Annotated in this window: 13 protein-coding genes; 2 read left to right on the plus strand and 11 right to left on the minus strand. The window is 57.5% G+C overall.

Translation table 11 applies throughout. From position 1 onward, the window contains the following. Positions 1 to 170: 170 nt before the first annotated feature. The 9 genes from AAE045_RS18150 to rluE form a co-directional block, all read right to left on the minus strand. The gene (locus tag AAE045_RS18150; RefSeq protein WP_455548905.1) at positions 171 to 662 is read right to left on the minus strand and encodes an Hcp family type VI secretion system effector; all 492 of its coding nucleotides are present in this window, start codon (positions 660 to 662) and stop codon (positions 171 to 173) included. Positions 663 to 993: 331 nt separating this feature from the next. After that, complete coding sequence (locus AAE045_RS18155; RefSeq protein ID WP_202307262.1) at positions 994 to 2,115, minus strand: ribosomal protein uL16 3-hydroxylase; 1,122 nt, start codon at positions 2,113 to 2,115, stop codon at positions 994 to 996. Between the two features lie 72 nt (positions 2,116 to 2,187). Beyond that, on the minus strand, positions 2,188 to 3,648 hold the full coding sequence (phoQ, locus tag AAE045_RS18160) for a two-component system sensor histidine kinase PhoQ (protein ID WP_455548906.1): 1,461 nt from the start codon (positions 3,646 to 3,648) through the stop codon (positions 2,188 to 2,190). 2 nt (positions 3,649 to 3,650) lie between these two features. After that, positions 3,651 to 4,322 carry a two-component system response regulator PhoP gene (gene phoP / locus AAE045_RS18165; RefSeq protein WP_455548907.1) on the minus strand — a complete coding sequence of 224 codons (672 nt, stop codon included), beginning with the start codon at positions 4,320 to 4,322 and terminating at the stop codon, positions 3,651 to 3,653. Between the two features lie 172 nt (positions 4,323 to 4,494). Continuing rightward, complete coding sequence (purB, locus tag AAE045_RS18170; RefSeq protein WP_271128623.1) at positions 4,495 to 5,865, minus strand: adenylosuccinate lyase; 1,371 nt, start codon at positions 5,863 to 5,865, stop codon at positions 4,495 to 4,497. 20 nt (positions 5,866 to 5,885) lie between these two features. Next, positions 5,886 to 6,515 (minus strand): high frequency lysogenization protein HflD, encoded by a 630-nt coding sequence (gene hflD / locus AAE045_RS18175; protein ID WP_202307255.1) that lies wholly within the window; start codon positions 6,513 to 6,515, stop codon positions 5,886 to 5,888. A gap of 23 nt (positions 6,516 to 6,538) precedes the next feature. Next, positions 6,539 to 7,648 (minus strand): tRNA 2-thiouridine(34) synthase MnmA, encoded by a 1,110-nt coding sequence (gene mnmA, locus AAE045_RS18180; protein WP_202307253.1) that lies wholly within the window; start codon positions 7,646 to 7,648, stop codon positions 6,539 to 6,541. Positions 7,649 to 7,713: 65 nt separating this feature from the next. After that, positions 7,714 to 8,163, minus strand: a complete 450-nt coding sequence (locus AAE045_RS18185) for an NUDIX hydrolase (protein WP_271128625.1) — start codon at positions 8,161 to 8,163, stop codon at positions 7,714 to 7,716. Positions 8,164 to 8,172: 9 nt separating this feature from the next. Then, positions 8,173 to 8,805: a 23S rRNA pseudouridine(2457) synthase RluE gene (gene rluE / locus AAE045_RS18190; protein WP_455548908.1), complete on the minus strand. Its 633-nt coding sequence runs from the start codon at positions 8,803 to 8,805 to the stop codon at positions 8,173 to 8,175. A gap of 134 nt (positions 8,806 to 8,939) precedes the next feature. On the opposite strand from rluE, the gene icd reads away from it, so the two are divergent. Then, positions 8,940 to 10,190 (plus strand): NADP-dependent isocitrate dehydrogenase, encoded by a 1,251-nt coding sequence (gene icd, locus AAE045_RS18195; RefSeq protein WP_455427819.1) that lies wholly within the window; start codon positions 8,940 to 8,942, stop codon positions 10,188 to 10,190. A 52-nt stretch (positions 10,191 to 10,242) separates the two neighbouring features. Here icd and AAE045_RS18200 read toward each other — a convergent pair whose 3' ends face one another. Then, positions 10,243 to 11,118 (minus strand): MBL fold metallo-hydrolase, encoded by an 876-nt coding sequence (locus AAE045_RS18200; protein WP_455548909.1) that lies wholly within the window; start codon positions 11,116 to 11,118, stop codon positions 10,243 to 10,245. Between the two features lie 151 nt (positions 11,119 to 11,269). On the opposite strand from AAE045_RS18200, the gene AAE045_RS18205 reads away from it, so the two are divergent. Further along, positions 11,270 to 12,160, plus strand: coding sequence for a LysR substrate-binding domain-containing protein (locus tag AAE045_RS18205; protein WP_455548910.1), 891 nt, complete (start codon positions 11,270 to 11,272; stop codon positions 12,158 to 12,160). 10 nt (positions 12,161 to 12,170) lie between these two features. Here the strand turns inward: AAE045_RS18205 and AAE045_RS18210 are convergent, their stop codons facing one another. Further along, positions 12,171 to 13,142, minus strand: a complete 972-nt coding sequence (locus tag AAE045_RS18210; protein WP_455548911.1) for an NAD(P)H-dependent flavin oxidoreductase — start codon at positions 13,140 to 13,142, stop codon at positions 12,171 to 12,173. Between the last annotated feature and the right edge of the window lie 53 nt (positions 13,143 to 13,195).

A 13,195-nucleotide genomic window follows, 5' to 3' on the forward strand; every position in this document is an offset into this window, starting at 1 on the left:
GGCTACACACCGATGCAGCATATTCAACGCATGACCTGATTCTACTTATTATCTCCGCTAAAAATGGGGGGATTACCAGGCTACCGGAGTATCCGGTCTCGACCAGTTCGCTGCCATAGTACAACCTGCCAGTGCTTTGTTCATATTTCCATGCCATAGGTAATAATCCCTTATGCCGTTGTGCGTTCTTTCCAGCTGTCTGAGTGGAGGATATTTCCATCCACATACCGCCAGGTGATTTTTTCGTAAACAAGCTCAATCATTTCAAGATGATTTCTGGCTTCGCCGTACTGGGATTTGACGTCATACATCATCGGCCCAACCGTTACGACCATTACGTCCTCCATCACGGCGCTGAAGTATTCCACTTCCTGACCAGCGTCATTAATGCGATAAAATTTAACCTCAGCGGATTTCAGCTTCTGGCCAGTGGTCACGGCCTTGTACAGGTAGGGGCTGGAAGCATCAATCTCTTTGCTGAAAAGATAAGGGGAATGTTCGCGGGTGGCGGTAGGTTTGCCTGTTGCGCTGTCTGTGGGGAGGGTGACGCCGTGATTCAGGCCGAGGATCTCGATACTGCCTTCACGGCCTGCAACGTCGACAGAGCCGCGAATATCCACGCCGCCGTCGTCTTTAAGCCATAGATAAGCTGGAATAGCCATAGTTTAAACTCCATTTCAAAGAGTGAGCCAGCTTGTACCCTGCTGGCTAATCTGCTGCTTTAGCAGTGGATTTAAACTATCCCTAAGTTAAATTTGCGTCAATTTTGTACAGCGTGAAAATTCAGCAATTGTGAGGCGTGTTGAGTTAGAAAATATCATCCGATAGTGGGTGACGGTATATTTGCCCTCTGCCAGATCAATATGTATTTTCCCCTCACCCCGGCCCTCTCCCCAGAGGGGCGAGGGAGAAGAAGAATGGCAGGTCAGCGTAAAGTTCCCTCATCCCAACCCTCTCCCCAGAGGGGCGAGGGGGGAAAAGAGTATGACGATATCAGTCTTCGAAGTACCAGTACCCGCTGTTCACCAGCGCGGCGAGCATCGCCAGGAACGACGGGTCTTCCAGCGCGTCGCCAATCACTTCGGCATTCACCGTAATGTGGCTTGCCAGCGCTTCAACTGCCGGACGGTGCGGGCTGTCCAGCTTCTCGCCGTTGACGTACACCTCATCCGCAATGCGCAGCACGCGCAGGCCGCCCAGGCGGGTCAGAGAATCACCCTGCTTCAGAGCGTCGTAGATTTCATCCGGCTGGTACGGTGGTTCTGCCGGGGCGACGTCCAGCTCGTGGCGCGACTGGGTGATAAACTCGCCGAACCAGGCGTTGAAGTTTTCCGGCTTGTTCACCAGATCCAGCATCATGCCGCGCAGTTTTTCCAGCTCTTCCGGCAGGATGTCCGCAGGGTGCTGACGGGACGGCACGTCCGGATCTGTATAGCGCAGGCTGCCCAGCTCGCGCTGCAGCACGTAGTCCGCAAAGCCGCTGATCATCTCGCGGCCGCTCGGCGCGCGGAAGCCCACCGAGTAGTTCATCGAGTTTTCCAGCGAGTAGCCTTCGTGCGGGAAGCCCGGCGGGATATACAGGATATCGCCCGGCTCCAGCTCTTCGTCGATGATGCCTTCGAACGGCTCAACCTGCAGCAGATCCGGGTGCGGGCAGTGCTGCTTCATCGGCACTTTTTCGCCCACGCGCCAGCGGCGGCGGCCCACGCCCTGAATGATAAACACGTCGTACTGATCCAGATGGGGACCCACGCCGCCGCCGGGGACGGAGAAGGAGATCATCAGGTCGTCGATGCGCCAGTCCGGCAGGGCGCGGAACGGGCGCATCAGCCCGGCGCTTTGCTCATGCCAGTGGTTCACCGCCTGCACCAGCAGCGACCAGTTGTTTTCGCTCAGGTGATCGTAGCTCTGGAAGGGGCCGTGGCTGACCTGCCATTTCCCGTCCTGATGGCTCACCAGGCGGCTGTCCACCTCGTTTTCCATGGCAAGGCCTGCCAGTTCGTCAGGGGAGATCGGGTCGATGAAGTTTTTGAAGCCGCGCTTGAGGACCACCGGGCGTTTTTGCCAGTAGCGCTCGATAAAATCGGGCCAGTTTAGGTCGAGGGTGTATTCCATTTTTTATAATCCGGCAGGTGAAGGAACCTGCCTGGATTATAACGGATGGGGCGGGCGATTACGGGAGTATTTTCAATCTTCTTCGCTGACTGGACGCTGTCTCGCAAAAATGACTTCCATTCGCGCGCCGCCCAGTTCGCTGGCGGCGGGGACGATTTCACCGCTGTACTGCTCGACGATTTCACGGGCGACGGAAAGCCCCACGCCCTGGCCCGGACGCAGCGTGTCGGCGCGCTGCCCGCGGTCGAAAACAATCTCTCGTTTGCTCTGCGGAATGCCGGGGCCGTCGTCGTCCACGTACAGGTGCAGCGTGTTATCCAACTGGCGGGCTGAGATTTCCACGAATTCCAGACAATACTTGCAGGCGTTGTCCAGCACGTTGCCCATCACTTCCATAAAGTCGTTTTTCTCGCCGATGAAGGTGATCTCCGGTGAAATATCCAGCGAGATATCCACCCCTTTCTGCTGGTAAACCTTATTGAGCGCCGAGCAGAGATTATCGAGCAGCGGGGCGACGGAGTGCAGCTCGCGGCTGAGCAGGGTGCTGTTACCGCGCATGCTGGCCCGGTGCAGGTAATAGCCTATCTGCTGGGAAATACGGCTGATTTGCTCGAGCATGACCGGCTCGGCATCTTCGACGCTCAGCTTCCGGGTGCGCAGCGAGCGCAGGGTACTTTGCAGCACCGCCAGCGGGGTTTTCAGGCTGTGGGTTAAGTCGGTTAAGGTCGTGCGGTATTTATCGTAGCGCTCGCGCTCGGTGCGCAGCAGGCGGTTGAGGTTGCGCACCAGGCTTGTCAGCTCGCGGGTGGTTTCCGGATTCAGGCTGTCGCGATCGTGCTTCTCCAGCTCCCGCACCTCCTTCGCCAGCTCTTCTATCGGGCGCAGGCTCCACCAGGCGGCGGCCCACAGCAGGGGGATCACCAGCAGCAGATTGGCGAGCAGCACGTAGATAAACCAGCTCCACACCATGTAAGAGCGCTTCAGTTCGATGGGGATGGTATCGACCACCACGACGGTTAACGCGGGCATGGTCGCGGTAGCCGGATACTGGTTCACCGCCACTGAGTGCGTCATCTCGTAGTCGTCGTCATCCTCGTGGATGTCTTTGAGCCTTTCCTGCAGCGGGCTGTCGTTCGCCAGCAGCGCGCGGCTGGTGTCAAAGTTGGCTTCCAGCTCGTGGAAACCGTTGGCGGTCAGCCACTCGGGTTTGATCTGCTGGACGATGTGCGGCACGTTGCGCTGGGTCCACAGCAGCTTGCCGTGTTCGTCGTAGATCAGCGCCATGGTCGGGCTTTGCAGATTCAGGTGTTCCGGGATCTCGACCTGGATTTTGCCGTCGACGCGGTTGGCCAGCGTGTAGAACAGGTTGCTCTCGCCGCGCAGCAGGCGGAACGTGGTTTTATCGAAGCTGACGCTGTAGCCAACCAGCGCCACCATGCCGTAGGCGAGGGACAGCACCATCACCACCGCGGCGGTGGCCAGCAGAAAGCGAACCCGCAGCGAGAGCGGGAAGAAGTGGCTTAAGTATCTCATGGTCAGCGCAGGTCGAACCTGTAGCCCTGGCCTCGTACGGTGGTGATGACTTCAGCCTCGTGCTGCGCCTGGATTTTCTTACGCAGGCGGCCCATCAGCACGTCGATGGTGTGGCTTTCGCGCAGCTCCGCATCCGGATAGAGCTGCAGCATCAGGGAGTCTTTGCTGACGACCTTCCCGGCGTTGCGGATCAGCGTCTCCATGATGGTGTACTCGAAGGCGGTAAGCTTGATGAGGTTGTCGTTAACGCAGAGCTCGCGGCGGGACAAATCCACCTGGAAAGGCGGCATGGAGATAAGCTGTGAGGCAAGCCCGCTGTTGCGGCGCATCAGCGCCTGCATGCGCGCCACGACTTCCTCCACATGGAAGGGTTTGGTGACGTAGTCGTCCGCGCCCGCGCCCAGCACTTCCACCTTGTCCTGCCAGCCTTCGCGGGCGGTCAGCACCATAATCGGGATAGTCACATCGTGGCTGCGCCAGCGGCGGATCATGCTCATGCCGTCCTCATCGGGCAGGCCAAGATCGACAATGGCGATGTCCGGCGCGTGCTCGTTTAAGAAGTAGTCCGCTTCTTTGGCATCTTCCGCGGCATCCACCTGGTGACCCGCCTCACGCAGCTGCACCTGCAGGTGGTGACGTAACAGGGCATTATCTTCCACAACCAGAACGCGCATCGCTCTTCCTCAATGTTTTAATGGCACTGATAGTTTAACGCTAATTATGGCGGGAAGGGGGTAAACCTTGAATAAACAACGGGCATGGCGAAGGGAAAGTGGTGGATGGCGCAAGCTTATCCACCCTACGTCTTGAGAAAGCGTAGGGCGGGTAGGCCTGCGTCAGGAGAACTTACTTCAGCTCATCAACCATGGTGATTGCGCGGCCAATATAGTTGGCTGGCGTCATCTGCTTCAGACGGGTTTTCTCGTCTTCCGGCAGCGCCAGGCTGTCGATAAACTGCTTCATGCCTTCGGCGTCCACGCGCTTGCCGCGGGTCAGCTCTTTGAGCTTCTCGTACGGTTTTTCGATGCCGTAGCGGCGCATCACGGTCTGGATTGGCTCCGCCAGCACTTCCCAGTTCAGATCCAGCTCGGCCAGCAGGCGGTCGCGGTTCACTTCCAGCTTGCTCACGCCCTTAAGCGTTGACTGATACGCGATCAGCGCGTAGCCGATACCCACGCCCAGGTTACGCAGCACGGTAGAATCCGTCAGGTCACGCTGCCAGCGGGAAACCGGCAGCTTGCTCGCCAGATGTTGCAGCATGGCGTTGGACAGGCCCAGGTTGCCTTCGGAGTTTTCAAAGTCGATTGGGTTGACCTTGTGCGGCATGGTGGACGAGCCGATTTCACCGGCGATGGTCTTCTGCTTAAAGTGGTTCAGGGCGATGTAGCCCCACACGTCGCGGTCGAAGTCGATGAGGATGGTGTTGAAGCGCGCCACGCAGTCAAACAGCTCGGCGATATAGTCGTGCGGCTCGATCTGGGTGGTGTACGGGTTCCACTGGATGCCCAGCGAGGTCACGAACTCTTCGCTGAACTGGTGCCAGTCAACTTCCGGGTAGGCGGCGATGTGGGCGTTGTAGTTGCCGACCGCGCCGTTGATTTTACCGAGGATCTCGACGTTACCTAACTGGCGGAACTGGCGCTCCATGCGGTAGGCCACGTTCGCCATCTCTTTGCCCATAGTCGACGGCGTTGCCGGCTGGCCGTGGGTGCGGGAGAGCAGTGGAATATCGCGATACTGCACCGACAGGTCTTTCACCGCGTCAATCAGCTTGCGCCAGTACGGCAGCACCACTTCCTGGCGAGCCGTTTGCAGCATCAGCGCATGGGAGAGGTTGTTGATGTCTTCCGAGGTACAGGCGAAGTGGATAAATTCCGATACCGCGTGCAGGGCGGGGATCGCCTCGACCTTCTCTTTCAGGAAGTACTCAACGGCCTTCACGTCGTGGTTGGTCGTGCGCTCGATGGTTTTAATGCGCGCGGCATCTTCTTCGCTGAACTCCGCGACGATTTTATCAAGGTAACCGTTTGCGTCGGCGTCAAAAGCAGGAACTTCCTTGATCGCTGGGTGCGCGGCTAATTTTTGCAGCCAGCGAACTTCGACCTGGACGCGAAATTTCAGCAGGCCGAACTCGCTGAAAATAGCGCGCAGCGCGCTGACTTTGTCGCCGTAGCGTCCATCTACGGGGGAAACGGCGGTCAGTGAGGATAATTCCATAAGTTACAACTCCAGAGAGGTTAACAATGAGCAAGAATTTGTTTAGCCTGCGTGCACAGGCGATTACGGGAAAACATGAGCTGCAGGCGGCCACCGCCAACCTGGTGCCACAGTACCGCGGCGCGAATGCCGGCCAGCAGCGAGGCACGAACTTTGCTCTGCACCTGCGGGCTTTGCAGCACGGCAGGGGAGCCGGTGACCTGGATGCGTGGCCCAAGCGGGCTAATCACATCGACATAAATGCCTGCCATGGCGCTGAGCAGGGTGTCGGATTCCAGATCGAAATGCTCAAGCTGACGCTGCAGCCCGGCTATGCTTGAGCCGAGCTTGTCCATCGCGCCTTTGCTGCCGTGCAGCTTGCGCTCCAGCACCATCAGGCTCAGGGTGTAACGCGTCAGCTCGGCGTTCAGCCCCTGGCGGTTGCTGGCGTTCAGCACGCCGAGCAGCGTTTCCAGGCCCAGCTTAAGGTTAGCTTCGCTGCCGCCAAACACGCCGAGCGTTGAGCCGGGGTTAAGATCGATAACACTATTGAGGGCGACATGGAGCGCGTCCTGATCGCAGTGGCCCTGATGGGCAAGCTGCTGAACCAGACGGGCCGACTGGCAGATACCTGCCAGCGCGAGAGTAATGTCGAAATAATTCTTAGCCACAGTGTATCGTCCTTGTCCGCAATTTAGTCGATGAGAGGCAAACGCTGTTCAATAATGCCGCCGCCGAGGCACACTTCGCCGAGGTAAAACACCGCGGACTGGCCTGGCGTCACTGCCGCAACCGGCTCTTCGAAACGCACTTCAATGCGGTCCGCGTCCAGCGGCGTGATGGTGCAGGGAATATCTGTCTGGCGGTAACGGGTTTTCACCGTGCAGCGCAGCGGCGCGGTCAGCGTTTCGCGATCCACCCAGTGCAGCTGCTGGGCAATCAGGCCCACGGACATCAGACGAGGGTGATCGCCGCCCTGGGCCACGATCAGAATGTTGTTTTCTACGTCTTTATCGACAACGTACCACGGCTCTTCGCTGCCTTCTTTGGTGCCGCCGATGCCGAGGCCTTTACGCTGACCGAGGGTGTGGTACATCAGCCCCTGGTGCTCGCCCACGGCTTCGCCGTCAACGGTAAGAATTTTACCCGGCTGGGCAGGGAGGTAGCGGCCGAGGAACTCGCGGAATTTGCGCTCGCCGATAAAACAGATGCCGGTGGAGTCTTTTTTCTTCGCGGTGATGAGATCCAGCTCTTCGGCAATGCGGCGCACTTCTGGTTTTTCTAATTCGCCAACCGGGAACAGGCTCTGCGCGATTTGCTCGTGGCCAAGCGTATAGAGGAAGTAGCTCTGGTCTTTGTTGCCGTCCAGGCCGCGCAGCAGCTGGCTTTTGCCGTCGACGTCGGCGCGGCGCACGTAGTGGCCGGTCGCGATGTAGTCGGCACCTAGATCTTCTGCGGCGAACTCAAGGAAGGCTTTGAATTTGATCTCTTTGTTGCACAGGATGTCCGGGTTTGGCGTGCGCCCGGCCTTGTACTCTTCCAGGAAGTGTTCAAAGACGTTATCCCAGTATTCGGCAGCAAAGTTGACGGTGTGCAGTTCAATGCCGAGCTTGTCGCAGACGGCCTGCGCATCCGCCAGATCGGCGGCTGCGGTACAGTACTCCTCGCCATCATCCTCTTCCCAGTTCTTCATGAACAGGCCTTCCACCTTGTAACCCTGTTGTTGCAACAGGTAAGCGGAAACGGAGGAATCAACACCGCCGGACATCCCGACGATCACTTTTTTCTGGCTGTTATCAGACATGGAGTACTCACGACATTGAACTTAAAGGCGGCGTATTCTATCACGCATCCCCGGCCCTGGCACCCTTAACTAAAGGGCCAGTTGAACGCGCCGAGCACGGCGAGCGGATAACGTTCCGCTTTCTGATAACAGCGAATACTTTCCGCCACCAGCGGCGAACGTAAATTATCTGCGTTAACAATTTGTTGCGCATCCAGCCACAGGCAGCGATCGATATCGCTGTCGTGAGGCTCGGTGGGCAGCTGCTCCGGCAAATCTATCGAAAAAAGAAAGCGCAGGAAGGGCGTTTTATCCGGAGCGATCCACTGGTGCATGCGGATGAAGGTTTGCGGCTCGGCGCGAATGCCGGTTTCTTCATACAGCTCGCGGCTGGCGGCCTGAATCAGCGTTTCATCGGCTTCCAGATGCCCGGCGGGCTGGTTCCAGAGCGCCCTGCCGTTGATGGTCTCTTCAACAACCAGAAACTTCCCCTGCGCCTGAACCACGCAGGCGACGGTAACGTGCGGTTTAAACATGCGTTTTCCTTAAATGCTGTCCAGCGGGATTTCCCGCCATTCTCCGGGGGCTAAATCCGATAATTCCAGATTACCCATAGCAAAGCGAACCAGGCGCAGCGTTGGATAGCCGACGTGCGCCGTCATTCTTCTGACCTGGCGGTTGCGGCCTTCGTAAAGCGTGATTTTCAGCCAGCTGGTGGGGATAGCCTTGCGCTCGCGAATCGGCGGATTACGCGCCCATATCCACTGCGGCTCTTCAACCAGCTCGGCGCCTGCGGGCAGGGTGGGGCCGTCGTTCAGCGTGACGCCGTTACGCAGCGCCTCTAACGCTTCCTGCGTTGGTTCGCCCTCCACCTGCACGTAGTAAATTTTCCCGTTTTTTTTGCCCGGCTGGGTGAGCTGCGCCTGGAGCTGGCCGTCGTTTGTCAGCACCAGCAGGCCTTCGCTGTCGCGGTCAAGACGCCCGGCGGCGTAGATACCTTGTAACGGGATGTAATCTTTCAGCGTGCTGCGTCCCGCTTCGTCTGTGAACTGCGGCAGCACATCGTAGGGTTTATTGAAGATAACCAGCCGCTTCGGTCCACGGTCCGCGGGTTTTTTGGCAGGACGGCGGGTGCTGAATCGTTTAACTGTTGGATTTCTAAAAGAAGTTTTATTCATAGTGTTTTCAGACGGTAGCGATTAACGCATTATAACGGAAATCACCAGTGATTGGCGCGGGCCTGATATTCAAGTAGTATTGACACGCATATTACAAATCATTAACAAAACAGAAGCGCTCGAAGGAGAGGTTAATGGAAAGCAAAGTAGTTGTTCCGGCGGAAGGTAAAAAGATCACCCTGCAAGATGGCAAACTGAACGTTCCTCACAACCCGATCATTCCTTTCATTGAAGGTGATGGTATCGGTGTGGACGTGACGCCAGCCATGATTAAAGTGGTGGATGCCGCCGTGCAGAAGGCCTACAAGGGCGAGCGGAAAATTTCCTGGATGGAAATCTATACCGGCGAAAAATCTACCGAACTGTACGGCCAGGACGTCTGGCTGCCAGAAGAGACTCTGGACCTGATTCGTGACTACCGCGTGGCCATCAAAGGCCCTCTGACCACCCCGGTCGGCGGCGGTATTCGTTCCCTGAACGTTGCGCTGCGCCAGCAGCTCGACCTGTACGTCTGTCTGCGCCCGGTGCGTTACTATGCGGGCACGCCAAGCCCGGTAAAACGCCCTGAAGAAACCAACATGGTGATCTTCCGTGAAAACTCAGAAGACATCTATGCGGGCATCGAGTGGAAAGCGGACAGCGCCGAAGCGGAAAAAGTCATCAAATTCCTGCGCGATGAGATGGGCGTAACGAAGATTCGTTTCCCTGAACACTGCGGTATCGGCATCAAGCCTTGCTCCGAAGAAGGCACCAAACGCCTGGTTCGTGCAGCCATCGAGTACGCTATCACCAACGACCGTGATTCCGTGACCCTGGTGCACAAAGGCAACATCATGAAGTTCACCGAAGGTGCTTTCAAAGACTGGGGTTACCAGCTGGCTCGCGAAGAGTTCGGCGGCGAGCTTATCGACGGCGGCCCATGGGTGAAAATCAAGAACCCAAATACCGGCAAAGAGATCGTTGTCAAAGACGTGATCGCCGATGCGTTCCTGCAGCAGATCCTGCTGCGTCCTGCGGAATACGACGTGATTGCCTGTATGAACCTGAACGGCGACTACATCTCTGACGCGCTGGCAGCACAGGTTGGCGGCATCGGTATTGCACCGGGCGCCAACATCGGTGACGAATGCGCGCTGTTCGAAGCCACCCACGGCACCGCACCAAAATATGCAGGTCAGGATAAAGTGAACCCAGGTTCCATCATCCTTTCCGCAGAAATGATGCTGCGTCATATGGAATGGTTCGAAGCTGCAGACCTGATCGTTAAAGGGATGGAAGGCGCGATCAACGCGAAAACCGTAACCTACGATTTTGAACGCCTGATGGACGGCGCTAAGCTGCTGAAATGTTCAGAGTTTGGCGACGCTATCATTAAAAACATGTAATTCGCTTCGGCGGGTTATGTGATGAACGGGAGCCTTATGGCTCCCGTTTTTATTAGCGGTAAAGATGATATCCGTCATTGGCCCGCCGGACGCGGGCAAATCCCGTCTGGTCCAGATGCATACCTGCAACGAGTGTATTTTCCCTGGCTACCTGGTCGAGTAATGCTGTTCGCGTCGCTTCGGCTTGGGCAGGATTGCAGTCGAAGACAATGGAAGCCGCCGGGTGCGCGAACTGGATGTGGGGATAATGGACGATGTCTCCCCAGATCAATAGGCGTTCTTCGTCGGAATCTATACGGAATCCGGTATGGCCCGGCGTATGGCCAGGCAGCCACACGGGGTTGATCCCCGGCGCTATCTCGCTCCCGTCAAAAAAGCGCACGTCAGGCGCACAGGCTGCTAACGTCCGGCGGGCCAGCGCAAAATTCCTCTGGCCGCGCTCGCCCGCGCCCTTCATTTTTTCATCATCCCGCCAGTATCCGGCTTCCAGAGGATGAAGATAAAGTTCAGCGCGTTTGAAAACCGGCTGCCCCCTGGTATTCAGCAGGCCGCCAATGTGGTCGGGGTGGCAGTGCGTCAGTAAAACGGTGTCCACATCATCAGGGCCGATCCCGGCAGCGCCGAGGTTGGCTACGAGCAGACCTCCCGCGCCGTTAAGCCCGCCGGTACCGGCGTCAACCAGAATGGTTCTCCCGCGGCCCTGGACCAGATAACAGTTGATATGAATATTGCCGGGTTCAGCAATCCCGGCGATCCGCTGGATGGCTCCGGCTTCGGCGGCATCAATGCCTGAGAGCAGGCTCAGGCTGGCTGGCAGGGTGCCGTCGCTGAAAGCGGTGACCAGAAACTCTCCGACCTGTCGTGATGGGCTTGTAGAAGGGGTTGTCTCCCGGTGCGGCGCACTGGGGCATTCAGGGATATATTGCATTGGCATACCTCAGCATGAGAAAAACGGGAGCCTGATGACGTTTCATCATGCTATATGCAGTCCTGCGGGCTATATATCGATATTATTGCATTGAGCAGTGATATTTTGTCACGACAGGGCACTCAGGTGAACAGAGCAGGAGACAGGCTGAATGCGCAGAAAAATACCGAGCAGCACTTCCATGCAGGCTTTTGACGCCGCCGCCAGGCACGGGAGTTTTTCCCGCGCAGCTGAAGAGCTGGCGCTGACGGAGGGGGCCATCAGCCGACAGATTGCGCGCCTGGAATCGATGCTGAACTGCAAACTTTTTGATCGTACGGGAAGCCGCGTCAGGCTTAATCCCGCTGGGGCCCGCTATGCCCACCAGATACGCGAAACGCTTGAACGGCTCGACAGGGATACCCAGTACATCATGGGCATGCCCGAAGGCAGTAAAAACCTGGATATCGCCGTCCTGCCCACGTTTTCCAGCCGGTGGCTTATTCCCCGTCTGAACGGCTTCCGCGCTCAGCATCCGGGTATAACGTTAAATATTGCCGCCAGAACCGATCCTTTTATTCTGACCGGCAGCGGTTTTGACGCGGTCGTGCATTTTGATCATCCCGCATGGGCGGGCATGCGCAGGCGCTTTCTGTTTCAGGAAAAGCTGCTGCCGGTGTGTCATCCCGCGCTGCTGACCAGCGGGAACCTCAGCGAGCAGCTGAACGCACTGCCGCGAATCCACCGGCGGCAGAATCCGGAGGCATGGCATAGCTACGCCCGGGAAAGCGGCATCGTGCTGGATAATCCGGCGCAGGGCGTTCGCTACGATCTTCACGAAATGGCGATCGCCGCCGCGGTTGCGGGTCAGGGCGTGGCAATGGTGCCGCGCATGTACGTCGAAAATGAGCTGCGCAGCGGCGCGCTCGTTGCGCCCTGGCCAGAAGCCGAGGGCCTGAGCAAAAACTTCTGCCTGATAAAACCGCTGGAAACGGGCGTAAACGAAGCCGCCGTGGCGGATTTTGAAGGCTGGCTGGTGGCCGCGATAGCCGACAGGACCTGACGGCGCCAAATCAGACGCCGCTTCCCTTATGAAAATCCTGCATAAGGTCGGAGACGATTTCTGCGGCCGGGCGAACTGATTTGATTACTGAAATCCCCGTGCCCGTGGACACTATCCCCCGATCAAAATTGCCGAGCCTCATGGCCTGCCACAGGGAGTGGTAGCCGTTCATTGCTTCAAACATGGTTTCGCGATCGGTGTCCTGCGCCTCTAACTCCGCCAGCTTCGGGCTCAGATCGGTGGGCAGGGTGCGGTAATACGCGGGCAGCGTACGGAACAGCAGCAGGTCTTCGGCGCAGGACTCGACGATCAGGCGCTTAACTTTCTCATCCGCAGGGTTCTCAAGGGCCGTCAAGAAGAGGCTGCCGGCAAAGACCCCTTCCGCCCCCAAAGCCATCGCGGCACGCACACCCCGCACATCCCCTATACCCCCGGCAGCGATAACCGGGATATTCACGCTATCCGCTATCATCGGCACGATGCTGAACGTACCAATCACGCGGGTCGGGACGGTGCCCCCTTCGTCAAAGCCTGTCGCAATAATGACGTCGGCCCCTAATTTCTCGGCCTCTTTTGAATTAGCGACGGTGGGCGTCAGGGCGCGGTAGAGCGTTTTTATGCGGTTGCGTCTGAAGAAATCATATATTTCGGCGTCCAGCACTTCGTTGATAAGCACCACCTCCACGCCTTCCTCAACGAACATTTCCGCGGTTGGACGCCAGAAGCTCATGTCAGGCCCGTTAATTAACGTTACGGCAAAGGGGTTTTCCGTCATCTTTTTGACTTTTCTGATCTCCTGGCGCATGCGGTCCAGGGCCGTATAACGCGAATCCGGCAGGCTGTCCTGCCCGGCGTGCGGCCCCAGCGTGCCCAGGCCACCGGCGTTAGAAACGGCAGCGACGAGTTCAGCATTGGTCAGGAAATAGAGGGGGGCCTGGATAAGCGGATAGCGGATATGCAGCAGTTCAGTGACTCGGTTCATTTTTTCATTCCGGTGCAGATAAGATGGCAAAATTTTACCCTTTGCAAAATGGA

Source organism: Dryocola clanedunensis, assembly GCF_038405435.1.
GTDB classification, from domain to species: domain Bacteria; phylum Pseudomonadota; class Gammaproteobacteria; order Enterobacterales; family Enterobacteriaceae; genus Dryocola; species Dryocola clanedunensis_A.

Bases quoted from the DNA above. Each gene is read 5' to 3' on its own strand.
- rluE (WP_455548908.1), bottom strand. From the start codon at position 8,805: ATGAATAAAACTTCTTTTAGAAATCCAACAGTTAAACGATTCAGCACC.
- icd (WP_455427819.1), top strand. From the start codon at position 8,940: ATGGAAAGCAAAGTAGTTGTTCCGGCGGAAGGTAAAAAGATCACCCTG.
- mnmA (WP_202307253.1), bottom strand. From the start codon at position 7,648: ATGTCTGATAACAGCCAGAAAAAAGTGATCGTCGGGATGTCCGGCGGT.
- phoP (WP_455548907.1), bottom strand. From the start codon at position 4,322: ATGCGCGTTCTGGTTGTGGAAGATAATGCCCTGTTACGTCACCACCTG.
- AAE045_RS18205 (WP_455548910.1), top strand. From the start codon at position 11,270: ATGCGCAGAAAAATACCGAGCAGCACTTCCATGCAGGCTTTTGACGCC.
- AAE045_RS18185 (WP_271128625.1), bottom strand. From the start codon at position 8,163: ATGTTTAAACCGCACGTTACCGTCGCCTGCGTGGTTCAGGCGCAGGGG.
- AAE045_RS18155 (WP_202307262.1), bottom strand. From the start codon at position 2,115: ATGGAATACACCCTCGACCTAAACTGGCCCGATTTTATCGAGCGCTAC.
- AAE045_RS18210 (WP_455548911.1), bottom strand. From the start codon at position 13,142: ATGAACCGAGTCACTGAACTGCTGCATATCCGCTATCCGCTTATCCAG.
- AAE045_RS18150 (WP_455548905.1), bottom strand. From the start codon at position 662: ATGGCTATTCCAGCTTATCTATGGCTTAAAGACGACGGCGGCGTGGAT.
- purB (WP_271128623.1), bottom strand. From the start codon at position 5,865: ATGGAATTATCCTCACTGACCGCCGTTTCCCCCGTAGATGGACGCTAC.
- phoQ (WP_455548906.1), bottom strand. From the start codon at position 3,648: ATGAGATACTTAAGCCACTTCTTCCCGCTCTCGCTGCGGGTTCGCTTT.
- AAE045_RS18200 (WP_455548909.1), bottom strand. From the start codon at position 11,118: ATGCAATATATCCCTGAATGCCCCAGTGCGCCGCACCGGGAGACAACC.